20 protein-coding genes are annotated in these 22,092 nt (G+C 68.2%); 13 read left to right on the top strand and 7 right to left on the bottom strand.

Annotated features, from left to right (window positions below; genetic code table 11):
• Window positions 1–3: 3 nt before the first annotated feature.
• Entirely contained in the window at window positions 4–1,395 is a 1,392-nt protein-coding gene (locus tag A9974_RS05160) for a PLP-dependent aminotransferase family protein (protein ID WP_183003061.1), read from the bottom strand.
• 116 nt (window positions 1,396–1,511) lie between these two features.
• Here A9974_RS05160 and A9974_RS05155 point away from each other — a divergent pair, with 116 nt between their 5' ends.
• A complete protein-coding gene (locus A9974_RS05155; protein WP_183003060.1) occupies window positions 1,512–2,375 on the top strand; it encodes a DMT family transporter in 864 nt (287 codons plus the stop codon).
• 13 nt (window positions 2,376–2,388) lie between these two features.
• On the opposite strand, the gene A9974_RS05150 is transcribed toward A9974_RS05155, so the two are convergent.
• Both A9974_RS05150 and A9974_RS05145 read right to left on the bottom strand, forming a co-directional pair.
• Window positions 2,389–2,601, bottom strand: a complete 213-nt coding sequence (locus tag A9974_RS05150) for a YbdD/YjiX family protein (protein ID WP_370539573.1) — start codon at window positions 2,599–2,601, stop codon at window positions 2,389–2,391.
• A gap of 16 nt (window positions 2,602–2,617) precedes the next feature.
• Entirely contained in the window at window positions 2,618–4,699 is a 2,082-nt protein-coding gene (locus tag A9974_RS05145; RefSeq protein ID WP_183003059.1) for a carbon starvation CstA family protein, read from the bottom strand.
• A 314-nt stretch (window positions 4,700–5,013) separates the two neighbouring features.
• Here A9974_RS05145 and A9974_RS05140 point away from each other — a divergent pair, with 314 nt between their 5' ends.
• The 7 genes from A9974_RS05140 (at window position 5,014) to A9974_RS05110 (ending at window position 12,535) form a co-directional block, all read left to right on the top strand.
• Complete coding sequence (locus tag A9974_RS05140) at window positions 5,014–6,432, top strand: cache domain-containing protein (RefSeq protein WP_183003058.1); 1,419 nt, start codon at window positions 5,014–5,016, stop codon at window positions 6,430–6,432.
• A complete protein-coding gene (locus A9974_RS05135; RefSeq protein WP_183003057.1) occupies window positions 6,429–7,085 on the top strand; it encodes a response regulator transcription factor in 657 nt (218 codons plus the stop codon). Before A9974_RS05140 ends, A9974_RS05135 begins: the two co-directional genes overlap by 4 nt.
• 103 nt (window positions 7,086–7,188) lie before the next feature.
• Window positions 7,189–7,734, top strand: coding sequence for a GTP cyclohydrolase I FolE (gene folE, locus A9974_RS05130; protein ID WP_199168983.1), 546 nt, complete (start codon window positions 7,189–7,191; stop codon window positions 7,732–7,734).
• 284 nt (window positions 7,735–8,018) lie between these two features.
• The gene (gene tauA / locus A9974_RS05125) at window positions 8,019–9,047 is read left to right on the top strand and encodes a taurine ABC transporter substrate-binding protein (RefSeq protein ID WP_183003055.1); all 1,029 of its coding nucleotides are present in this window, start codon (window positions 8,019–8,021) and stop codon (window positions 9,045–9,047) included.
• A gap of 87 nt (window positions 9,048–9,134) precedes the next feature.
• Window positions 9,135–9,971 (top strand): taurine ABC transporter ATP-binding protein, encoded by an 837-nt coding sequence (locus A9974_RS05120; protein WP_183003054.1) that lies wholly within the window; start codon window positions 9,135–9,137, stop codon window positions 9,969–9,971.
• On the top strand, window positions 9,964–10,791 hold the full coding sequence (locus A9974_RS05115; RefSeq protein WP_183003053.1) for an ABC transporter permease subunit: 828 nt from the start codon (window positions 9,964–9,966) through the stop codon (window positions 10,789–10,791). The genes A9974_RS05120 and A9974_RS05115 overlap by 8 nt, the downstream gene beginning before the upstream one ends.
• A 220-nt stretch (window positions 10,792–11,011) precedes the next feature.
• Complete coding sequence (locus tag A9974_RS05110; protein WP_183003052.1) at window positions 11,012–12,535, top strand: PLP-dependent aminotransferase family protein; 1,524 nt, start codon at window positions 11,012–11,014, stop codon at window positions 12,533–12,535.
• A gap of 58 nt (window positions 12,536–12,593) precedes the next feature.
• Here the strand turns inward: A9974_RS05110 and A9974_RS05105 are convergent, their stop codons facing one another.
• The 4 genes from A9974_RS05105 to xsc all read right to left on the bottom strand — a co-directional run bounded on the left by A9974_RS05105 (window position 12,594) and on the right by xsc (window position 17,356).
• The gene (locus A9974_RS05105) at window positions 12,594–13,988 is read right to left on the bottom strand and encodes an FAD-binding oxidoreductase (RefSeq protein ID WP_255468028.1); all 1,395 of its coding nucleotides are present in this window, start codon (window positions 13,986–13,988) and stop codon (window positions 12,594–12,596) included.
• 75 nt (window positions 13,989–14,063) lie between these two features.
• Entirely contained in the window at window positions 14,064–14,456 is a 393-nt protein-coding gene (locus A9974_RS05100; protein ID WP_183003050.1) for a nuclear transport factor 2 family protein, read from the bottom strand.
• A 161-nt stretch (window positions 14,457–14,617) separates the two neighbouring features.
• Complete coding sequence (locus tag A9974_RS05095; protein WP_183003049.1) at window positions 14,618–15,544, bottom strand: bifunctional enoyl-CoA hydratase/phosphate acetyltransferase; 927 nt, start codon at window positions 15,542–15,544, stop codon at window positions 14,618–14,620.
• A 3-nt stretch (window positions 15,545–15,547) separates the two neighbouring features.
• Complete coding sequence (gene xsc, locus A9974_RS05090) at window positions 15,548–17,356, bottom strand: sulfoacetaldehyde acetyltransferase (protein WP_183003048.1); 1,809 nt, start codon at window positions 17,354–17,356, stop codon at window positions 15,548–15,550.
• 160 nt (window positions 17,357–17,516) lie between these two features.
• Between xsc and A9974_RS05085 the strand changes: the two genes are divergently transcribed.
• The 5 genes from A9974_RS05085 to A9974_RS29390 all read left to right on the top strand — a co-directional run bounded on the left by A9974_RS05085 (window position 17,517) and on the right by A9974_RS29390 (window position 22,078).
• Window positions 17,517–18,275: an IclR family transcriptional regulator gene (locus tag A9974_RS05085; RefSeq protein WP_183003047.1), complete on the top strand. Its 759-nt coding sequence runs from the start codon at window positions 17,517–17,519 to the stop codon at window positions 18,273–18,275.
• 136 nt (window positions 18,276–18,411) lie between these two features.
• Window positions 18,412–19,800, top strand: coding sequence for an ATP-dependent RNA helicase DbpA (gene dbpA, locus A9974_RS05080; RefSeq protein WP_183003046.1), 1,389 nt, complete (start codon window positions 18,412–18,414; stop codon window positions 19,798–19,800).
• 187 nt (window positions 19,801–19,987) lie between these two features.
• Window positions 19,988–20,395 carry a DoxX family protein gene (locus A9974_RS05075; RefSeq protein ID WP_183003045.1) on the top strand — a complete coding sequence of 136 codons (408 nt, stop codon included), beginning with the start codon at window positions 19,988–19,990 and terminating at the stop codon, window positions 20,393–20,395.
• A 237-nt stretch (window positions 20,396–20,632) separates the two neighbouring features.
• Entirely contained in the window at window positions 20,633–20,776 is a 144-nt protein-coding gene (locus A9974_RS05070; protein ID WP_183003044.1) for a hypothetical protein, read from the top strand.
• Between the two features lie 30 nt (window positions 20,777–20,806).
• Window positions 20,807–22,078 (top strand): adenylate cyclase, encoded by a 1,272-nt coding sequence (locus A9974_RS29390; RefSeq protein ID WP_255468027.1) that lies wholly within the window; start codon window positions 20,807–20,809, stop codon window positions 22,076–22,078.
• The last annotated feature ends 14 nt before the right edge of the window (window positions 22,079–22,092 follow it).

Below are 22,092 nucleotides of genomic sequence, written 5' to 3'. Positions count from 1 at the left end.
TCCCTACCCTCGGCTGGCATCCAATGCGCGCGCCAGGCTGCCAAATACGTGGTCGTCGTTGGACTGCGCGACATTGAAGCGCACGAAGCCGCCGGCGTCCGGCGAACGGCTGAAGGAATTGCCCGGCGCCAGCACGACGCCGTCACGCAGGCAGGCCCGCGCGACCGCAGGCGCGTCGATGCCTGGCGGCAGGCGGCTCCACAGGAACATGCCGGCCTTCGGATAGTTCCACGGTTCGATGCCCAGCGTGTGCAGGCGCCGCGCCACGATCTCCATTTCCTCGGCCAGGCGCTGCCGGACCCATTCCATGTGTTTGCGGTAGCCACTGTCGGTCAGCGTGCGGTGCACGACGTCCGCCGCCAGGCGGCCGCCGCCGAAGGTGGTGGCGATCTTCAGGTCGGCCAGTCCTTCGATCCAGTCGGGCGTGGTGGCGATGTAGCCGCAGCGCAGCGAGGCGGACACGGTCTTGGAGAAACTGCCGATCTGGATCACGCGGGACAGCCCGTCAAACGCCGCCAGGCGCGGCGCCGGGCTGTTCTCGAAGTCGGCAAAGATGTCGTCTTCGACGATCACCAGGCCCGCGCCGTCCGCGACCTTCAGCACACGATGGGCCACCAGCGGCGACAGCGCCGCGCCGGTCGGGTTGTGGATACCCGAATTGGTGATGTACAGGCGCGGCGCGTGTTCGCGCACCGCGGCTTCGAACAGGGCCACGTCCGGACCGTGCGGGGTGTAGGGCACGGCGACGACGCGGGCCTGGTGCGCCTTGAGCAAGGCATGAAAATTGAAATAGCACGGGTCGTCGACCAGCACGGTGTCGCCGGGTTCGAGCAGGAAGCGGCAGACCAGGTCGATGGACTGGGTGCCGGATTCGGTCAGCATGATCTGCTCGGGCGCGACCTCGATGCCGCTGACCGCCATGCGCCGCGACAGGACCTGGCGCAAGCCGGGGTGTCCCAAGGGCGTGGCGTATTCAGTGAGCGCTACGCTGTCGGCCCTGGCCAGGGTACGCAAGGCGCGGCGGATGCCGGACTCGTACATCCAGGAACTGGGCAGCCAGCCGCAGCCGGGCTTAAGGGCGGCGGGCGCGGTGTCCAGCGACTGGCGCGACACCCACAAGGGGTCGACCTCGCGGTCGAACTTGGGGCCGATTTCCGCCAGCGCCAGCGGCGCCACCGGGCCGGCGACATAGAAGCCCGAGCCTGGCCGCGAGGTAATGGCGCCTTCGGCGGCCAGGCGCTCGTAGGCCTCCACCACCGTCGACACCGACAGCCCCATGGCGCCAGCCTGCGCCCGCACCGACGGCAGGCGTGCGCCGGGCAGCCAGGCGCGCGAGGCGATCTTTGCCTGCACCTGCGCCATCACCGTGTCGATCCGCGTTCCGCCTCGTGCCATGGGGCCTCCATTTGTACTGGACTGTATTGCATAACAGTTATTTTGAATTGTACTGGACTGTCTCTGGGGAAATCGCGGCGGCGGTGCTGAAGTAACGGATTCACCGGAGTCGTTTCATGGACAAGGCAACAAGCGGTTGGATCAATGGTTTCATCGGCGTGGCGATCTTCGCCGGATCGCTGCCCGCGACGCGGGTGGCGGTGGCGGAACTGGACCCGACCTTCCTGACCTGCGCCCGCGCCACCATCGCGGCCGTGCTGGGCTGGGCCCTGTTGCTGTTGCTGCGCCAGCCGCGGCCGCGGCGCGCGGATCTGCCGGCGCTGGCCTTGACGGCGGTGGGCGTGGTGCTGGGCTTTCCGCTGCTGACGGCGCTGGCGCTGCAGCACGTCACCTCGGCGCATTCAATCGTGTTCCTGGGCCTGTTGCCGCTGTCCACCGCGGTGTTCGCGGTGCTGCGCGGCGGCGAGCGCCCCCGGCCGGCGTTCTGGATGTTCTCGGTGGCCGGCGCGGCCTTCGTGGCGGGCTACGCGGTGATGGGCGGGCTGGAGGTGTCGCTCAAGGGCGACCTGCTGATGCTGGCGGCCATCGTGGTCTGCGGCATGGGCTACGCGGAAGGCGCCAAGCTGTCGCGCACGCTGGGCGGCTGGCAGGTGATCAGCTGGGCGCTGGTGCTGTCATTGCCGGTGATGCTGCCGCTGGCGCTATTCACCGTGCCGCCCTCGTTCGCGCACGTGACCATGGCCGGCTGGATCGGGCTGGCCTACGTGTCGCTGTTCAGCATGTTGATCGGCTTTGTGTTCTGGTACCGCGGGCTGGCGCAAGGCGGCATTGCCGCCGTGGGCCAGCTGCAGCTGTTCCAGCCCTTCATGGGGCTGGGGCTGGCGGCGCTGCTGCTGCACGAAAACGTCAGCTGGGCGATGCTGCTGGTGACGCTGGCGGCGGTGGTGTGCGTGGCCGGCGCGAAGAAATACGCGCGCTGAGCCGGCAACCCCCTTAGCAGCACCCGATCCGCTTCTTGCCGCCATAGCGGGCGTCCTGCCGCTCGCGGAAGAACGCCTCGTAGGTCATCGGCTCCTGGTCCGGATGGGTGCGCCGCATGTGTTCCACGTAGGTTTCGTAGTCGGGCACGCCGACCATCAGCCTCAGGGTCTGGCCCAGGTAGCGGCCGGCGGCGCCGGCCGCCGTTGTCATGTTGGAAAACAGCATGCGGCGGCTCCCGGGATCAGTCCGCGCCGGCGGCGGCCGGCAGGGTTTCGTACGGTGTTTCGCGGGCGGTCGGCTTGTTTTCCTCGCGGGCGCGCAGCACCGAACGGATGCCGAATACCACGATGCTGACCACTACGAAGATGAAGATGCCGCACAGGCCGGCATTGATGTAGTCGTTGAAGACCACGCGCGACATTTCCGCCAGCGATTTGGCCGGGGCCAGGACCTTGCCTTCGGCGATGGCGGCGTTGTACTTGGCCGCGTGCGCCAGGAAGCTGACCTTGGGGTCGGCGTGGAACAGCTTCTGCCAGCCGGCGGTCAGGGTGCACGCCAGCAGCCACAGCGTGGGCAGCACGGTGACCCAGGCGTAGCGGTCGCGCTTCATCTTGAACAGCACCACGGTGCCCAGCGTCAGCGCGATGGCGGCCAGCATCTGGTTGGCGATGCCGAACAGCGGCCACAGCGTGTTGATGCCGCCCAGCGGATCGACCACGCCCTGGTACAGGAAGTAGCCCCAGGCCGCCACGCACAGGCCGGTGGCGATCAGGTTGGCGGGCAAGGACTCGGTGCGCTTGAGCGACGGGGCGAAGGTGCCCAGCAGGTCTTGCAGCATGAAGCGGCCCGCGCGGGTACCGGCGTCCACGGCGGTCAGGATGAAGAGCGCTTCGAACAGAATGGCGAAGTGATACCAGAACGCCATCATGCCCGGGCCGCCGATGACCTGATGCAGGATGTGGGCCATACCCACGGCCAGCGTCGGCGCGCCGCCGGCGCGCGAGATGATGGTGCTTTCGCCGACGTCCTTGGCCGTCTGGATCAGGTCGGCCGGCGTCACCACGAAGCCCCAGCTGGAGACCACCTGGGCCACCTGGTCGGGCGTGGTGCCGATGACGGCCGCCGGGCTGTTCATGGCGTAGTAGATGCCCGGCTCGATCACGCAAGCGGCCACCAAGGCCATGATGGCCACGAACGATTCCATCAGCATGCCGCCGTAACCGATGTAGCGGGCCTGGGTTTCGTTTTCGATCAACTTGGGCGTGGTGCCCGACGAGATCAGGGCATGGAAGCCCGACACCGCGCCGCAGGCGATGGTGATGAACAGGAACGGGAACAGGTTGCCCGACCACACCGGGCCCGAGCCGTCCACGAACTGCGTCAGCGCCGGCATTTTCAGCTCGGGCGCCACCACCACGATGCCGATGGCCAGGCCGACGATGGTGCCGATCTTCAGGAAGGTCGACAGGTAGTCGCGCGGCGCCAGCAGCAGCCACACCGGCAGCACCGAGGCGATGAAACCGTAGATGATAAGAATCCAGGTCAGGCCCTTGCCGTCAAAGTCGAACATGGGGCCGATGACCGGATGCGCCGCCACGTCCTGGCCGAACGTGATGGCCGCCATCAGGCCGACGAAGCCGATGATGGAGACCTCGCCGATCTTGCCGGGACGGATGTAGCGCAGGTACACACCCATGAAGAGCGCGATGGGAATGGTGGCGGCCACCGTGAAGGTGCCCCACGGCGAATGCGTCAGCGCCTTGACCACGATCAGCGCCAGCACGGCCAGGATGATCACCATGATCATGAAGGCGCCGAACAACGCAATCACGCCCGGGATCTTGCCCAGCTCGGACTTGACCAGGTCGCCCAGCGAACGGCCGTCGCGGCGGGTGGAGATGAACAGGATGGTGAAGTCCTGCACGGCGCCGGCGAAGACCACGCCGGCCAGGATCCACAGCATGCCCGGCAGGTAGCCCATCTGCGCGGCCAGCACGGGGCCGACCAGGGGACCGGCGCCGGCGATGGCGGCGAAGTGGTGCCCGAACAGCACGTGCTTGTTGGTCGGGACGTAGTCCAGGCCGTCGTTGTGCTTCCAGGCGGGCGTCATGCGGGTGGGGTCCAGCATGAAGACCTTGTTCGCGATGAAGCGGCTGTAGTAGCGGTATGCGATCAGATAGACGCAGACGGCGGCGATCACCACCCATAGCGCGTTGATGGTCTCCCCTCTGGCCAGCGCCACGGTGCCAAGCGCGAACGCGCCCAATACCGCAACCGCCAGCCAGACCAGGTGCTGACCCAGTCCCTTACTGCTGGTATGCATAAGATCTCCTCGTGCCTGCCGCCATGCTCTTGGCGTGAAACGTTTTTTTCGTCTCGCGGAAGGCAGACTCATTGTTGTGGGGTGGCGGACACGGTGGTCCGCTCGGCGTCTGGTCGACGCGGGCGTTAGTATTTCGGTTTGCCCCACCCGCAACAAGCGCGAAACTACGCAAACGCCCTACGTGGTACTACCGAATGCGCCGCAGCAAATTCGCGCCGCAATCGTAAAATCGGCGGCACCTGTCCCTTCAGGGCTGGGCCGTCTTCCATTGATGCATCGCAACACGTCCGCTTGGCGCTGATACAAATCCCCTCATGAAGCTGCGACTGAAAATCCTGCTGCTGGCTGCCGTGCCCCTGCTCGTGGCGCTGGCCGCCATTGCCGCGGCCGTCTACGTGCAGGCGCTGCAATTGGCTCAGCGCGAAAAGGAAGTCGTGGAAAGCGCCTGGCTGGGCAGCAAGGAAAGCGAGCTGCGCCACTACGTCAGCCTGGCCTACAGCGCCATCGCGCCGTTGCAGGACGCCAGCGATGGCGAGGCCGCCCGGGAACGCGCGCTGGCGCTGCTGGGCCAGATGGAATTCGGCCACGACGGCTATTTCTTCGTCTATGACCTGCGCGGCAAGAACCTGATGCATCCGCGCCAGCCCGAACTGGTGGGGCAAGACCTCTGGGACCTGCGCGACACGCGCGGCCAGGCGGTGATCCAGAACCTGCTGGCCGCCGCCCGCCGCGGCGGCAGCGACGGCCAGGCGGTGCACTACCTGTGGGAAAAGCCCTCCACCCACCAGACCGTGGAAAAACTGGGCTACGTGGTCGAGCTGGAACGCTGGGGCTGGATGCTGGGCACCGGCATCTACCTGGACGACGTGGAGCAGACCCTGGCCCATATCGACGCGGCCGCGCAGGCCAATATCCGCAACATGTTCGCCTGGGTCGCGGGCATCGCGGCGGTGTCCATCCTGCTGGTGGCCGCCTGCGGCCTGGCCCTCAATATCAGCGACCACCGCCAGTCCGACGCCAAGCTGCGGCTGATGGCCCAGCAACTGGTGCGCTCGCAGGAAGACGAGCGCGCCCGCCTGTCGCGCGAGCTGCACGACGGCATCAGCCAGGTGCTGGTGTCCATCAAGCTGTCGCTGGAGGCCGCGCGCGAACGCCTGCGCCAGGCGCTGGCGGCCGAGCCGCGCGCGCTGGCGCATATCGACACGCCGCTGGGCGGCGCGCTGGACCGCCTGAACATGGCCGTGGGCGAGGTGCGCCGCATCTCGCACAACCTGCGCCCCACGCTGCTGGACGACCTGGGCCTGCCCGCCGCGCTGGAACACCTGGGCCGGGAATTCGCCGGCGCCAGCCAGCCGGGCGCCGCGCCCCTGGCCGTGCGCCTGTCCACCCAGGGCCGGCCGGTAAAGCTGCCCGACGCCTATGCCACCGCCCTGTTCCGCGTCACCCAGGAGGCGTTGACCAACGTCATCCGCCACGCTGGGGCGTCGCGCGCCGACCTGACCCTGACCTATTCCGCCCGCGACTTGCGCCTGACGGTCAGCGACGACGGCCGCGGCTTCGATTACGCCGACGTGCAGCGCGACCCGCGCCGCGGCATCGGCCTTCGCAATATGCGCGAACGCATGACGGCGCTGTCCGGCAGCCTCAGCTTTCACACCTCGGACCACGGCACCACGCTGCAAGCCTGGCTGCCCTTGCCCGCCCACACTCCCGACACCGCCCAGCCCGCATGACCCACCACCCCGACTCCGTCCGACTCCTGTTGATCGACGACCATCCGCTGGTGCGCGACGGCCTGCGCCTGCGCCTGGAAACCGTGCCGCACCTGCGGGTGGTGGGCGAAGCCGGCAACGCCGCCGCGGTGCTGGCCTTCCTGCAGGCCTGCCTGGCCGAGGATCCCCAGGGTGGCACCCTGCCGCAACTGGCGCTGATGGACCTGAACATGCCCGGCGTGGGCGGACTGGAATTGACCGCCCAGCTGCACGAACGCTACCCGCAGATCGCGGTGCTGGTGCTGTCCATGCACGACAATGCCGAATACATGGTGCAGGCCGTGCGGGCCGGCGCCCGGGGCTATCTGCTGAAAGACGAGCCGGCCCACGAGATCATCGCCGCCATCGACACCGTGATGACCGGCCGCAACTATTTCAGCGCGGCCGTCTCGCTGCGCCTGTCGCAGGCCAGCGCGCCGGCCACCCTGCTGACGCAGCGCGAACGCGACGTGCTGCGCCACATCGCCAGCGGCCATGCCAACAAGCAGATCGCCCAGGCGCTGGGCCTGTCGGTGCGCACCGTGGAAACGCACCGACTGAATATCAAGCGCAAGCTGGGCATCGACGGCCAGGCCGAACTGGTCAAGTACGCGGTGGAGAACCGCGGCGTGTAGTTTCAGGCCCCTTTCAGGCGTGCGGCCCCGGCCCGCGCTGCGGTAGACTTGCGTGTTATTCGCCGTGTCACGCCATACTTGGCGCGCAGCCCAGGAGTCCCCAATGTCATTGGAAACACACTACACCGCCATTCTCGAAGCACTGGGGGAAGATCCGTCCCGCGAAGGCCTGGCCGACACGCCCGCGCGCGCCGCCAAGGCCATGCGCCACCTGTGCCGCGGCTACCACCAGAACCTGGACGAAATCGTCAACGGCGCGCTGTTCACGTCGGACACCCGCGAAATCGTGCTGGTCAAGAACATCGAGCTGTATTCGCTCTGTGAACACCACATGCTGCCGTTCATCGGCAAGGCGCACGTGGCCTACCTGCCCAACGGCCGCGTGCTGGGCCTGTCCAAGGTGGCGCGCATCGTCGAAATGTACGCCCGCCGCCTGCAGATCCAGGAAAACCTCAGCCGCCAGGTGGCCGAGGCCGTGCAGTCGGTCACCGGCGCCGCCGGCGTCGCGGTCGTGATCGAAGCCCAGCACATGTGCATGATGATGCGCGGCGTCGAAAAGCAGAATTCGTCGATGGTCACCTCGGTCATGCTCGGCGAATTCCACGACAACCCGTCGACCCGGGCCGAATTCCTCAGCCTCATCCGCTAAATCAGACGCTTTCCCCTGAACGGGCGGCCGGACCATCAGGTCCCGCCGCCCGTTTGCATTACACCGTCCGGCCGCCCGGCCGCCCGAAGGCCGGCCCCCCCCTCGGGGGGCAGCAAGCGCGAAGCGCGCGGCGTTGGGGGCCTTCCCGAGCCCCCATTGGCACCTATCGAATAGGGCAACTGGCCCTAGCGTTCCGATCCCATCCGGGCAAACTGGCATCACAGGCCGCACCGGCACAAGCCGGTCGCGTCGGGGCGCGGCCGTCCTCTCTACCGGAGATCACCATGAACGCGATATACCGCCTCATCCGCCGCTGTCTCCTGGCCGGCGTGGCCGCCGCGCTGCTGGCCGCGCCCGCCTATGCCCAGACCCGCCTGGTGGTGGGCTACCAGCTCATCGTCGGCCCCTTCCTGACCGCCATTGCCGACGGCAGCTTCGACAAGGCCCTGAAAGACGCCGGCTACCAGGTCGACTGGCGCCAGTTCACCTCGGGCGGCGACATTTCCACGGCGCTGGCGTCCGGCAACGTGCCGGTCGGCGTCCTGGGGTCCACCGGCATCACGTCCGCCGCCACTCGTGGTGTCGACCTGCAGCTGTTCTGGGTGCTGGACAACATCGGCAAATCGGAAGCGCTGGTGGCGCGCAACGGCTCGGGCATCAACAGCACCGCCGACCTGAAGGGCAAGCGCGTCGCCACGCCGTTCGTCTCGACCTCGCACTTCCACCTGCTGGTCGGCCTGGAACAGGTCTGGAAGATCAACCCGCGCGACGTGCGCATCCTGAACATGCAGCCGCCGCAGATCGTGGCCGCCTGGCAGCGCGGCGACATCGACGCCGCCTACGTCTGGCCGCCCGCCCTGACGGAAATCGAAAAGACCGGCAAGGTCATCGCCGATTCCGAAGCCATCGGCCACGCCAGCGTGCCGACCTTCGACGGCCTGGTGGTGGACCGCGCCTGGGCCGCCAAGAACCCGAAATTCATGGCGGCCTTCACCGCCGTGCTGGCCAAGTCGTATGCTGACTACCGTGCCAACAGCGCGTCCTGGACCGCCGATTCGGCCCCGGTCAAGAGCATCGTCAAGCTGATCGGCGGCAAGCCGGACGACGTCGCCACGGCCTTGAAGCTGCTGACCTTTCCCACCGCCCAGGAACAGGCGTCCAAGGAATGGCTGGGCGGCGGCAAGGACGCCGGCGCGGCGCGGGCCTTCGCGGCCAGCGCCAAGTTCCTGAAGGACCAGAAGCAGATCGACCGCGCCCTGGACGACTACAGCGCCCACGTCACGGACCAGTACGCCAAAGCGGCCGTCAAATAGCCGCAGCAGCCCGCGGGGCGCGCCGCCAACCGCGCCCCGCCCCGGTGTCCGCCTGGCTACGGGCGCCGTAACAACAGGGGAGCCCGCATGTCCCACTCCGCCACGCCCGCCGCGCAGGCTCTGCGCGCGGATCACGTCAGCGTCACCTACCCCGGGCTGCACGACAGCGGCCCGGTCATTGCCTTGCAGGACGTCAACCTGACTATCGAGCCCGGCGAATTCGTCGTGGCGCTGGGCGCGTCGGGTTGCGGCAAGACCACCTTGCTCAGCCTGCTGGCCGGCTTTCTGTCGCCGACCGACGGCGAGATCACGCTGGGCGGACGGCCCATCACCGGGCCAGGCGCCGACCGCGGCGTGGTGTTCCAGAAGCACGCGCTGCTGCCGTGGTTGAACGTGCTGGAAAACACCGAGTTCGGCCTGAAGCTGCAAGGCGTGGACCGCGAGACCCGCCGCGCCCGCGCGCGCCGCAACCTGGAGTTGGTGGGTCTGAAGGATTTCCACCGCCACATGATCTACCAGTTGTCCGGCGGCATGCAGCAGCGCGTGGGCATCGCCCGGGCGCTGACCTGCGACCCCGCCATGCTGCTGATGGACGAGCCCATGGCGGCGCTGGACGCGCTGACCCGCGAGACCATCCAGGAACTGTTGCTGGATATCTGGCGCCAGACCGGCAAGATGTTCTTTTTCATTACCCATAGCGTGGAAGAGGCGCTGTTCCTGGGGTCGCGGCTGATCGTCATGTCGCCCCGCCCGGGACGCATCACCCACACCTTCAAGCCGGACTTCAACCGGCGCTACCTGGAGACGCGCGATGGACGCGGCATCAAATCAAGTCCCGACTTCATCGCCATGCGCGAACAAGTCCTTGGCATCATCTACGGCGACGAACTCGCCGCCTCCTCCCCGCAGGCCGTCCATGCCTAGCCGTTTTTCAGGACATCAGCCGGCCACGCCGGGCAAGGTCTATGGGGCGCCAGGAGCCGGCTACAGCGGCCACATCAGCCTGTTGACCAGCATTGCGCTGCTGGCGCTGTGGTTCCTGGCCACCAACGCGGGCTGGGTCAAGCCGCTGTTCCTGCCCTCGCCGCAGGCGGTGTACGGCAAGTTCGTCTCGGCCATGACCGACGGCGTGGCCAATTCCACCCTGGCCGAGCACGCGCTGGCCAGCCTGTCGCGGGTGTTCTCGGCGTTCTTCCTGGCTTGCGCCACCGCCATTCCGGTGGGCATCCTGATGGGCGTGAACCGCTACGCGCGCGGCATCTTCGATCCGCCCATCGAGTTCTACCGCCCCCTGCCGCCGCTGGCCTATCTGCCGCTCATCATCATCTGGTTCGGCATCGGCGAGTTTCCCAAGATCCTGCTGATCTACCTGGCCATCTTCGCCCCCATGGCGATCGCGGCCCGGGCGGGCGTGCGCTCGGTCTCCATCGAGCAGATCCACGCGGCCTATGCCATGGGCGGCACGCGCATGCAGATCGTCTGGCACGTCATCCTGAAAGCCGCCATGCCCGAGATCTTCACCGGCATGCGCATCGGCATCGGGGTGGGCTGGACCACACTGGTGGCCGCCGAAATGGTGGCCGCCGACCGCGGGCTGGGCTTCATGGTGCTCAATGCCGCGCAGTTCCTGGCCAGCGACACCGTCATCATGGGCATCATCGTCATCGGCGTGTTCGCCTTCGCCTTCGACCTGCTGGTGCGGTATCTGGAAAAATTCGCGATTCCCTGGAAGGGACGCCTCTGACGCTGGGGCCCGGCACGCGCCGGGCTGCTGGGGCTCAACACGTCAGCCGGACTGATCTCCCGTTCCATTTTTCCACCGGCGCGCGCAACCCGGCGCGCCGGCAGGGCAATCCCGCATTCCGTCCCCCCTTGCGCTCCTCTATTCTGGGATTTCGCCCCACGCCCAGGCCGCCCCCCCGTGCCGGCACGGCCCGGGTGCGATGCCACTACAAGGAGCCGCCATGTCCAGCCAGGCCTCGATGCTCAAGCCTGTGTTGTGGGAACGCCTGTTCGAACGGGAAAGCGCGCCCAACCTCAGCCTGCAGGGCCGCGTGCGGCAGATGCTGGTGTCCGCCATCCTCAGCGGCCATCTGCCGCCCGGCGCGCCGGTGCCCTCCAGCCGCTACCTGGCCGATCAGTTGCGCATCGCCCGCAACACCGTGGTGTTCGCCTACCAGCAACTGGTCAGCGAGGGTTACCTGGAATCGCGCGAGCGCAGCGGCCACTTCGTCAGCGCCGACGTGCTGCAGGGCCGCGCGGCGCAGCATCCGGATCCTTGCGCCGCCAACGCGGCGGCCGACGCCGTGTGCTGGGACGAACGGCTGCGCTTTCGACCCAGCAGACAGCGCAACATCACCAAGCCGCAAGACTGGCAGAAGCAGCCCTACCCCTTCGTCTACGGCCAGTTCGACCAGGACCTGTTTCCCACCGCCGAATGGCGCGAGTGCTGTATCAAGGCCTTGTCGGTGCTGGACATCCGCAGCTGGGCGCCGGACCTGATCACCCACGACGACCCGGCGCTGATCGAACAGATCCGCACGCAGGTGCTGCCGCGCCGCGGGGTGTGGGCCGACGCCGAGGAAATCGTCATCACCGTGGGCGCGCAGCATGCCTTGTATCTGCTGGCCGACCTGCTGGTCCACGAAGACGCCGTGGTCGGCATGGAAGACCCCGGCTACCCGGACGCACGCAACATCTTTGCCAGCCACACCCGCCACCTGCTGCCCCTGCCGGTGGACGGCCAGGGCCTGTGCACCGGCACCCACCTGCTGGGCTGCGACTACCTATTCGTGACGCCGGGCCACCAGTGCCCCACCACCGTCACCCTGTCCGAGACGCGCCGCGAGACGCTTTTGACGCTGGCGCGCCAGGCTGACAGCCTGATCATCGAAGACGACTTCGAAAGCGAAAGCCGCTGGGGCGAAGGCGCCATCCCGGCGCTGAAAAGCCAGGACCGCGACGGCCGCGTGATCTACGTGGGCAGCCTGGCCAAGTCGTTCGCGCCCGGCCTGCGCATCGGCTATATCGTCGCGCCGCGCGAGCTTGCCGCCGAACTGCGGGCGTTGCGCCGCCTGATGCTGCGCCACCCGTCGGCCTACATCCAGCGCGCGTTCTCGCTGTTCATTTCGCTGGGACACCATCATTCGCTGCTGCGCCGGCAGTCGCAGTCGTACCAGCAGCGCGGCGCCGAGCTGACCGCGGCGCTGGCGCGCTGGCTGCCCGACTTCACGGCGGTGCCCATCACCGGTTCGTCGTCGTGCTGGCTGCAGGGGCCGGCCTGGCTCGACGCCACCGCACTGTCGCAAGCCGCGCTGGCCGAGGGCGTGGTGGTGGAGCCGGGAAATGTATTTTTCATGGACGGCGCCAGCGCGCCGCGCAATTTCCTGCGGGTGGGATTCACGTCGATCCGCGCCGAACACATCGGGCCCGGGATTGAAAAGCTGGCGCAGGTGGTGCACCGCTACCGCCTGCGGGCGGCGGCTTGACGGCGCCCGCAGGCGGACGCCCGGCGCCGTCGCGCAAACGGCGCCATGGCGCCTGGCATCAGAGGATTTCGTCGCGCAGGTAGTACCAGCGGTACAACAGCGCCTGCCCCAGCCGGCGGAACGGCGCGAACAGGTGCCCGGGCAGCGGCGAATCGTAGATGGGCAAGTCCCAGGCCACGCCGTCCTGCCCCATCATGCGCTGCGCCAGGCGGCGCCCGGCGTGGGCCGAGAACGCCACGCCGTTGCCGCCGTAGCCGAAGGCATAGAACACCCGCTGCGCCGGATCGGGCTGCGTGATGCGCGGCATCATGTCGTGGCTGACATCCACCCAGCCCCACCACGAATAGTCCACCTCGACCCCGCGCAGCGACGGGAACTTGCGCGCCAGGCCGTTGCGCAGCAGCGCCAGGTGGCGCGGGTGCTGCGCGTCGGCGCCGCGCAGCGCGCTGCGGCTGCCGATCTGCATGCGGCCGTCGGGCAGCAGCCGGTAATAAAAGCGCAGCGTGCGCGTGTCGGTGATGAACACCGTGCTTTTCAGGCCGGCGCGCTCGCGCTCGGCCGGCGTCAGCACCCGCGTCACCATGGAATTGGACAGCACCGGCATGATGCGGTTGTCCAGCAGGCCGTTGACCCCCTGCGCGGTGTAGCCGCCCGTGGCAAAGGCCACCCGCTTGGCGCGCACCGTGCCGCCAGGCGTCTGCAGGCGGTAGCCGCCGGCCTCTTCGGTCCAGCCCAGCACGGGGCTGCCCGGATGGATGCGCACGCCCAGCGCGCGCGCCTGGCGCATGTAGCCGTATGCCAGCTTCAGCGGATGCACGCCCACGCCGTCCGGCTCGTGCATGGCGCCCACGGCCTCGTGATCGTCGACATAGCGTTCGCGCAGTTCTGCCTTGTCCAGCATGCGCGTGTCGTAGCCGAACTGGTCGCGCATCACGCGGGCCTCGTTGCGCAGGAACGCCATTTTCTTTTCGCGGTGCGCGGTGTACAGGTGGCCGCCGGGCTGGGCATCGCAATCGACCTGCGCCACCAGGCTTTTCCAGTACTCGAAGCCCTCGCGGATTTCGGCATCGAGCCGGCGCGCGGTGTCCAGTCCCCAGCGTTCGATCCATTGCGACCGGTACAGCCGCCCGGAGGCATTCTGCCCCTGTCCGCCATTGCGGCTGGTGCAGCCCCAGACCGCGCGATTGGCTTCCAGCACCACTGCCCGCACGCCATAGTCGCGCGCCAGCGCGAGCGCGGCCGACAGCCCGGTAAAGCCCGAGCCGACAATGACCACGTCGGCGTCGATGTCGCCCCGGATCGGGCCGTCGTCGGCCGGCGGCGGCCCGGCCGTGCCGACCCAGTAGGTCGGCGCGTAGTCCTGCCCGCGGCCCGGCGGCGATACTAGCGGATCGTAGGTGGGGTTGTAGGCGCTGGCGGCGGGGCTGGCGGCGTCCGGGGAATCGATAGGCATAGCGGTATCCATGCGGCGGGGTCCGGTAGCGGTGAGCGGGGTCGGGGCGCGATGGCGGCCGGGGAAATCGGCGGGTCAGCCGCGCGCCGGCAAGGCCGGGCGCTGCTTGCGGAACGCGTTCTTGACGCGGATCTTGCCGCCTTGAAAGGTGAAGACGTCGACCATGTCGGCCTCGATGCGCGAGCCGTCGGCGGCGGTGCCGGTGAAGGTGGATTCGGACACGCCCCGGTCTCCCGCCACCCAATGGCGGCTGTTGTTCCATTGCGCATCCGGGAAGTTCTTCCAGGCCGCTTCGAACGCCGTGCGCACCGCCTCGCGGCCGGCGTGGCGGGCGCCCCAGCGTTCGGGGCCGCCCACGGTTTCAAAGACGCAGTCGTCGCTCATGAAAGACATCAAGGCATCGATATCGTGGCGATTCCACGCGGCTGCGAACTCGGCCAGCATGTCCACGGTGACGGTCTGGTGCATTGCCTACCCTCCTCGATCGGCGGGCGCGACATGCGCCTGCGCGGTAAGTCCAAGGTACGCGGGGGGTCCGGCAGGGTCTAGAACCAGACGCGGCAAATCGCTTGCACCAGACAGGGACCTGGAGCCTGCCAGTGCGAGGCTCCCTTTAGGGCTAACAGGCCCTAGCGTTGCACTGCCAGCGCGCGGGCATACAGCACCGCCACCGCACAGCTGTTGACACGGGCCTCGACCGAATCCGAGCGGCTGGTCAGCAGCACCGGCACGCGCGTGCCCAGCACCAGCCCGGCCGTGCCGGCGCCGGCCAGCCAGGTCAGTTCCTTGTAGAGCATGTTGCCGGCCTCGATGTCGGGCACCAGCAAGATGTCGGCATCGCCCGCCACCTGCGACACGATGCCCTTCTGCTCGGCCGCCAGCCGCGAGATGGCGTTGTCGAAGGCCAGCGGGCCATCGACAACGCCGCCACGGATCTGCTGGCGGTCGGCCATCTTGGACAGCGCTGCCGCGTCCAGCGTGGCGGGCATGGCGGGGTTGACGGATTCGGTGGCGCACAGCACCGCCACCTTGGGCCGCGCCACGCCCAGCGCGCGCGCCAGATCGATGGCGTTCTGGGCGATGTCGGCCTTTTCCGGCAGCGTGGGCGCGATGTTGACGGCGGCGTCGGTCAGGATGAACAGCTTGGAGTACGCCGCCACCGACATCACGAACGCATGGCTGATGCGCCGTCCGGTACGCAGGCCGGCCTCGCGCGCCACCACCGCCCCCATGAAATGGTCGGTGTGCAGGCTGCCTTTCATCAGCATGCCGGCCTTGCCGTCGCGCGCCAGAGCCGCCGCGACCGCGGCGGCTTGCCGCTCATCGTCGGGCGTGTCGATGATTTCCAATGAGCCGGCGCGCAGCCCCAGCTCGGCCATCAGCGCGGCCAGCCGGGCCGCCGGCCCGACCAGCAACGGCTCGATATAGCCGGCCTCCTGCGCCTGCACCGCCGCGCCCAGGCTGGCCGCGCACAGCGGATAGGCCACCGCCGTGCGTACCCGCCCGGCGGACAGCGCCGCCGCCCGCAGCGGCTCGAACAAGCGGTCGGCGGCCATGGCCTAACGCACCGGATCGATCGACAGCGGCACCTCGCCCGGCTGGAACGGCTGATTGACGTAGCGCTTGTACTTGTCCAGCAAACGCAGCGGCTGCTTGAGCGCGTCGCGGCGGAACGGGTCGCCCAGTTCCTGGCTGACCATCATTTCGAGCACGGTGGTCTTGCCCTCGGACTGCGCCTTGCAGGCCGCCTGCAGGGCCGCGCCCACCTGGTCCGAATGTTCGACGCGGATGCCCTCGGCGCCCATGGCGCGGGCCAGTTCGGCGAAGTTCGGGTTCAAGAGGTTGCTGCCGACGAAGCGGCGGCCGTAGAAGTCCACCTGGTTCTTCTTTTCGGCGCCCCACTGGCCATTGTGGAACACCACCGCCGTGACGGGGATGCGCTCGCGCACGCAGGTCAGGAGCTCCTGGAAGCTCATGCACCAGGCGCCATCGCCCACGTAGGCCACCGCCGGGCGGTCGGGACGGCCAAGCTTGGCGCCGATCAGCGCCGGCAAGGCGTAGCCGCAATTGCCGAAGCTCATGGCGGCCAGCATGGAGTTGGGTTCATCGAAACGCAGGTAGCTGTTGGACACCGAGCAGATGTTGCCGATGTCGGTGGACACCATGGCGTGCTTGGGCATGGCGCGTTCCAGCTCGCGCAGCATGCGGCGCGGATGCATGCGGCCGCCGCCGTGCTCGATGATGTCCAGGCTCCAGTCGTCGCGCTCGTGCGACCAGTCGTCCAGTTCCTTTTCCCAGGCGCTCTTCTGGCTGGTTATCTGGTCGCGGCGGGCCTCGCGAGTGGCCTTGCAGGCCACGTCGCGCGCCTGCAGCTTGGCGGTCAGCGCGGCCGCGGCCGGCTTGGCGTCGCCGCAAATGCCCACCGACACCGGCCGCACCAGGCCCAGCATGCGGTGGTCGGCATCGACCTGGATGATGCGCGCGCCTTGCGGCCAGTAGTCCAGCCCGTGCTGCGGCAAGGTGCCGAACGGCCCCAGGCGCGTGCCCAGGGCCAGCACCACGTCGGCTTGCGACAGGAGCTTCATGCCGGCCTTGGACCCCTGATAGCCCAGCGGACCGCACCAGAGCGGATGGCTGGCCGGGAAGGCGTCGTTGTGCAGGTAGCTGGTGACGACCGGCGCGCCCAACAACTCGGCCAGCGCCACGCATTCGGCCTGGCCGTCCGAGAACAGCACGCCGCCGCCGGCGACGATGACCGGGAACTTGGCGCCGGCCAGCAGGCGGGCCGCGGCTTCCAGATCTTCTTCCGAGCCCGGGCCGCGGCGGATGCGGCGCGGCTCGGGGATGGCCACGTCGATTTCGCCATAGAAGTAATCGCGCGGGATGTTCAGCTGGGTGGGGCCGCGTTCGGCCATGGCGTTGTCGAAAGCCTTGGCGGTGAATTCCGCCATGCGGTCGGGGCGGTTGACGTGCGCCTGGTACTTGGTGATGCGCGAGAAGATCGGCAGCTGCTCGGTTTCCTGGAAGCCGCCCAGGCCCATGCCCGACGTGCCGGTTTCGGGCGTGATCGCCACGACCGGGCTGTGGGCCCAGTAGGCCGCGGCCACGCCGGTGACGAAGTTGGTGATGCCGGGGCCGTTTTGCGCAATGCAGACGCCGTGGCGGCCGGTCACGCGCGAATAGCCGTCGGCCATGTGCGCCGCGCCCTGCTCGTGCACGGTGGGCACGAAGCGGATGCCGGCGGCGGGAAACAGATCCAGCGCGTCCATGAAGGCCGAACCGACGATGCCGAAAACGTCCTTGACGCCCTGCGCCACCAGCGTTTCGACGAACGCCTCGCTGGGGGTCATGTGTTGCTTGCTGCTCATGGTCTCTCTCCTGGCGGGCCGGCGCGGCTTGGATTGCATATTGGCCGGTGTGAACCGATACTGCAGCACAAGCACGGCATTTCCCACCCTGCAGCGTTCCGTTTTCTGCAGAATTTGCACAGAACTGGCGGCCTTTCGCCAAATCTTCAAATATTGAAAGATGAAAGACGAATCCTCCGCGGCGCTGCGCGCGCTGACCCTGCTGGAACAGGTTGCCCGGTCCGAGACCCCCGTGTCGCTGGCGGCGCTGACCGAGGCTACCGGCCTGCCCAAGCCGTCGGTGCTGCGCATCCTGTCGCGGCTGGTCGATGCCGGCATGCTGCTGCGCGAACCGGCGGGCAAAAGCTATATCAGCGGCCCGCGCCTGTCGGCGCTGGCGCGCGACACCCTGCTCAATTCGCCGCTACGGGCCGAGCGGCATCGCATCCTGGACAGCCTGGTCGATGAAATCGGCGAAACCTGCAACTGCACCATGCTGGACGGCGACGAGGTCATCTACCTGGACCGGGTCGAAACCGCCTGGCCGCTGCGGGTGAACCTGCAACCGGGCTCGCGCGTGCCGCTGCACTGCAGCGCCAGCGGCAAGCTGTTCCTGGCGCATATGCGGCGCGAAACGCGCGAGCGCCTGCTGGCGGCGGCCCCGCTGCCGCGCTACACGCCCAACACGCTGTGCGAGGTGGCTGCGCTGGAACAGGAGCTGCAATCGATCCGCAAGGACGGCGCCAGCTTCGACCGCGAGGAATTCCTTTTGGGCATCGTCTGCATGGCGGTACCCATCATGCAGGGCCGGCGCGCCATCGCCGCGGTGGCCCTGCATGCGCCCGTGGCCCGGCTGTCGATCGACGGCGCGCGCGCCTGGCTGCCCCGCATGCAGGAAGCCGCCCGCGCCCTGGCGGGCACCTACGAGGCGCCGGGCTAGGCAAAGCGCGCGGAACCGCCCCCAGGCGGCAGGCGCCGGCACCGCCCGCCGGCAGGCGCAGCGAGGGCTTTCAAGGCGGCCAGGGCTTACACTGTCGGCCGAATCCGCTTTTTTCGCAGTTTCTGCGATCCCTACTGTGACCCACACGCCCTTTACCTCCCTGCCCCTGTTGCCCGCCCTGCTCGAAAACCTGCAAAGCCTGGGGTTCGAGAACATGACGCCGATCCAGGCGCAAAGCCTGCCGCTCATCCTGGAAGGCCGCGACATCATCGCGCAGGCCAAGACCGGCAGCGGCAAGACCGCGGCGTTCGGCCTGGGCGTGCTGCAAAAGCTGGACACCACCCGCCTGACGCCGCAAGCGCTGCTGGTGTGCCCGACCCGCGAACTGGCGGACCAGGTGGCGCAAGAGCTGCGCCGGCTGGCGCGGCAGATCGCCAACGTCAAGATCCTGACCCTGTGCGGCGGCGCCGCCGCGCGCCCGCAGGCCGAATCGTTGGCGCGCGGCGCCCACCTGGTAGTCGGCACGCCCGGCCGTATCCAGGACCACCTGGAACGCGGCAGCCTGGACCTGTCCGGCCTGACGACGCTGGTGCTGGACGAAGCCGACCGCATGGTCGACATGGGCTTCTACGACGACATCGTCGCGATCGCCTCGCATTGCCCGGCCAAGCGCCAGACGCTGCTGTTCTCGGCGACCTACCCCGACAACATCCGCAAGCTGAGCGCGCGCTTCCTGCGCAACCCGGCCGAGGTCAAGGTCGAGGCCCAGCACGATTCCAGCCGCATCGAACAGATCTTCTACGAAATCGACCCTGCCAACCGCCTGGACGCGGTGGCGACGCTGCTGGCGCATTTCCGCCCGGTGTCCACGCTGGCCTTCTGCAATACCAAGGTGCGCAGCCATGATCTGGTCGAACGCCTGCAGGCCGACGGCATCAGCGCCCTGGCCCTGAACGGCGACCTGGAACAGCGCGAACGCGACGAAATCCTGATCCAGTTCGCCAACCAGAGCTGCGCCGTGCTGGTGGCCACCGACGTGGCCGCCCGCGGCCTGGACATCCAGAACCTGGGCGCCGTCATCAACGTCGACGTCACCAAGGACACCGAGGTGCACGTGCACCGCATCGGCCGCAGCGGCCGCGGCGAACAGAAGGGCCTGGCGCTGAGCCTGTGCTCGCCGGATGAAATGCGCTGGGCCAACCTGGTCGAGCAATACCAGGGCTCGCCGCTGACCTGGGGCGACATCAAGGCATTGCGCCCCAAGGCTGACCGGCCCCTGCGCGCGCCCATGGTCACGCTGTGCATCCAGGGCGGCAAGAAGGACAAGCTGCGCCCGGGCGACCTGTTGGGCGCCCTGACCGGCGACGGCGGCCTGACCTTCGAACAGGTCGGCAAGATCAACATCACCGAGTTCAATTCCTACGTGGCGCTGGACCGCAAGATCGCCAAGCAGGCGTTCTCGCGCCTGTCCAACAGCAATATCAAGGGCCGGCGCTTCCGCATGCGCTACCTGGAAGAGTTCTGACCCTGGTATCTGTAAGCATTCGTCAGCACAGTCCCGCGCCACGGGGGTCAAAAACTTGATGGCTTTGCTCGGGATTTGCCATAATGGCCCCGCCCTGCGCCGGACGGTGCGGGGCGCGGAACCAAAGGCTCGCCGTGCGCTCCAAACCGCGCATCGTCCCCCTTAACCATCAAAAGAGAAACTCACCATGATCAAATCCGACGACACCGGCAAGCTGATCTTGCGCCTGACCCTCGGCATTCTGATTCTGCTCCACGGCCTGTTCAAGCTCACCGGCGGCGGCGTCAGCGGCATTGCCGGGATGCTGGGCCAGCACGGGCTGCCCGGCTTCCTGGCCTATGGCGCCTACATCGGCGAAATCCTCGCCCCGGTGCTGATCATCGTCGGCATCTACACCCGCCTGGGCGGCCTGATCATCGCGATCAACATGGTCGTGGCCATCCTGCTGGCGCACACCGGCCAGATTTCCAGCCTGACCAACAACGGCGGCTGGGCGCTGGAACTGCAAGGCATGTTCCTGTTCACGGCCCTGGCCATCGCCTTCATGGGCGCAGGCCGCTTCAGCCTGGCCGGCAACGGCGGCCGCTGGAACTGACGCCGCGGCGCTTGCGCCAACCTGAAAGGCCGCCTTCGTGTGAAGGCGGCCTTTTTTCTTGCGCCGCCGCCACAATTGCTACGAACGACATCAACGGTCACGCCGGCGCAAACATCCGTCACCTGAAAGCTGTTTCGGAACGATTACAGGCTCGAACTCGCCTCCCGGGACGTGGCCTAATCCCTACGAGCCCATTGAACGCGTGGTGCACGCCCGGCGCTCGGCAGGAGATTCCAAATGAAGAAGACCGTGTTGTTGATGCTGGCGATGGCCAGCGCCCTGACGGGCTGTGTGGTGGTTCCGGCGCGTCCGGCTTATTACCGTCCGGCGCCCGCTTATTACTATTACCCCGCCCCGCACTACTACTATCACGGCTATTGATCCACGCGCCCGCCGCGTAAAGGAAACGCCATGAACGCCCACGCCAGGACCTTCCTGTTGCGCCCACTGGCCACCGCCGTCCTGATGGCGGCGTGCGCCGGCGCGGTGGCGCAGACGTATGCGCCGCCGCCCCCGCCCGCGCCGGCCGCGCCGGCCTACGACAGCGGCGATCCCGCCAACGCCAATCTGGCACCGGTGGACCGCAGCCCGCAACCACCGCCGCCCCTGCCGGTCTACGACCAGCCGCCCGCCCCCGGCGACGGCTACATGTGGGTGCCCGGCTACTGGAGCCTGAACCGCATGGGCTACTTCTGGGTGCCCGGCGCCTGGGTGCTGGCGCCCTACACCGGCGCGCTCTGGACGCCGGGATACTGGGGTTTCGTCGACGGCATCTACCTCTGGCACGCCGGCTACTGGGGCCCGCACATCGGCTTTTATGGCGGCGTCAATTACGGCTTCGGCTATATCGGCATCGGCTTCGTGGGCGGCTATTGGGACCACGACCGGTTCTTCTACAACCGCGCCGTGACCAATGTGAACGTGACCCGCGTCACCAACGTCTACAACCACACGGTGGTCGTCAACAACATCGACAACCGCCGCATCAGCTACAACGGCGGTCCGGCTGGCATCCGGCGCCAGGCCGACCCGCGCGAGATCGCCGCGCGCAACGAACAACACCGTCCGCCCACCGACGTGCAGCGCGGCTTTGCGCGCCAGGCCGCGGGCAACCGTGCACAATTCTTCGACCATAACCAAGGCCGTCCGGCGCAAGCGTTCGTCGAGCATGCGCCGGAACGCGGCGGGCCTGGGCAAGGGCCGCGGCCCGGCTCGGGTCCCGGCAATAGTGCGGCCGCGGGTCCGGGCAATGGCCCGCGCCCCGGCAATGCACCGAATGCCGCGGCGCCCGGGGCCCGGCCCGAGATGAATCGCGGCAACCCCGGTGGCATGCCGGCGGGGCAGGCGCCAGGCCAGGCGCGTCCTGGGCCGCAGGCGCAGCAGCCCGGCATACCGCGCGGACCGCAAGCGCAGGAGCAGCCCCGCGGTCCGGCCCAAGCGCAGCCTGCCCAGGCCCAGCCGCAAGCCCGCCCGCAACAGGCCCAGCGGCCCGCGCCCGCGCCCGACAACCTGGCGCAGGCAGCCGCGCGCGAACGTCACGCCGCGCCGCCCGCCAACCGGCCGCAGGCGCGCCCCGAAGGCAATCCGCAGCACGCGAGCGGCAGCCGGCCGCCGCAAGGCGGTGGTCATGAATCGCAACGCGGCGGTGAACGGCCGGCGCCTCACGAACGCGGCCGCGAGTGAAACCTAGGCTGACT

The organism is Achromobacter sp. UMC71 (assembly GCF_014170305.1).
Taxonomy (GTDB): domain Bacteria; phylum Pseudomonadota; class Gammaproteobacteria; order Burkholderiales; family Burkholderiaceae_B; genus Achromobacter.
Note: the sequence above shows the minus strand (reverse complement) of the source record. Positions and strands in the feature narration are given on the sequence as shown.

Bases quoted from the DNA above. Each gene is read 5' to 3' on its own strand.
- A9974_RS05160 (WP_183003061.1), bottom strand. From the start codon at position 1,395: ATGGCACGAGGCGGAACGCGGATCGACACGGTGATGGCGCAGGTGCAG.
- A9974_RS05155 (WP_183003060.1), top strand. From the start codon at position 1,512: ATGGACAAGGCAACAAGCGGTTGGATCAATGGTTTCATCGGCGTGGCG.
- A9974_RS05150 (WP_370539573.1), bottom strand. From the start codon at position 2,601: ATGCTGTTTTCCAACATGACAACGGCGGCCGGCGCCGCCGGCCGCTAC.
- A9974_RS05145 (WP_183003059.1), bottom strand. From the start codon at position 4,699: ATGCATACCAGCAGTAAGGGACTGGGTCAGCACCTGGTCTGGCTGGCG.
- A9974_RS05140 (WP_183003058.1), top strand. From the start codon at position 5,014: ATGAAGCTGCGACTGAAAATCCTGCTGCTGGCTGCCGTGCCCCTGCTC.
- A9974_RS05135 (WP_183003057.1), top strand. From the start codon at position 6,429: ATGACCCACCACCCCGACTCCGTCCGACTCCTGTTGATCGACGACCAT.
- folE (WP_199168983.1), top strand. From the start codon at position 7,189: ATGTCATTGGAAACACACTACACCGCCATTCTCGAAGCACTGGGGGAA.
- tauA (WP_183003055.1), top strand. From the start codon at position 8,019: ATGAACGCGATATACCGCCTCATCCGCCGCTGTCTCCTGGCCGGCGTG.
- A9974_RS05120 (WP_183003054.1), top strand. From the start codon at position 9,135: ATGTCCCACTCCGCCACGCCCGCCGCGCAGGCTCTGCGCGCGGATCAC.
- A9974_RS05115 (WP_183003053.1), top strand. From the start codon at position 9,964: ATGCCTAGCCGTTTTTCAGGACATCAGCCGGCCACGCCGGGCAAGGTC.
- A9974_RS05110 (WP_183003052.1), top strand. From the start codon at position 11,012: ATGTCCAGCCAGGCCTCGATGCTCAAGCCTGTGTTGTGGGAACGCCTG.
- A9974_RS05105 (WP_255468028.1), bottom strand. From the start codon at position 13,988: ATGCCTATCGATTCCCCGGACGCCGCCAGCCCCGCCGCCAGCGCCTAC.
- A9974_RS05100 (WP_183003050.1), bottom strand. From the start codon at position 14,456: ATGCACCAGACCGTCACCGTGGACATGCTGGCCGAGTTCGCAGCCGCG.
- A9974_RS05095 (WP_183003049.1), bottom strand. From the start codon at position 15,544: ATGGCCGCCGACCGCTTGTTCGAGCCGCTGCGGGCGGCGGCGCTGTCC.
- xsc (WP_183003048.1), bottom strand. From the start codon at position 17,356: ATGAGCAGCAAGCAACACATGACCCCCAGCGAGGCGTTCGTCGAAACG.
- A9974_RS05085 (WP_183003047.1), top strand. From the start codon at position 17,517: ATGAAAGACGAATCCTCCGCGGCGCTGCGCGCGCTGACCCTGCTGGAA.
- A9974_RS05075 (WP_183003045.1), top strand. From the start codon at position 19,988: ATGATCAAATCCGACGACACCGGCAAGCTGATCTTGCGCCTGACCCTC.
- A9974_RS05070 (WP_183003044.1), top strand. From the start codon at position 20,633: ATGAAGAAGACCGTGTTGTTGATGCTGGCGATGGCCAGCGCCCTGACG.
- A9974_RS29390 (WP_255468027.1), top strand. From the start codon at position 20,807: ATGAACGCCCACGCCAGGACCTTCCTGTTGCGCCCACTGGCCACCGCC.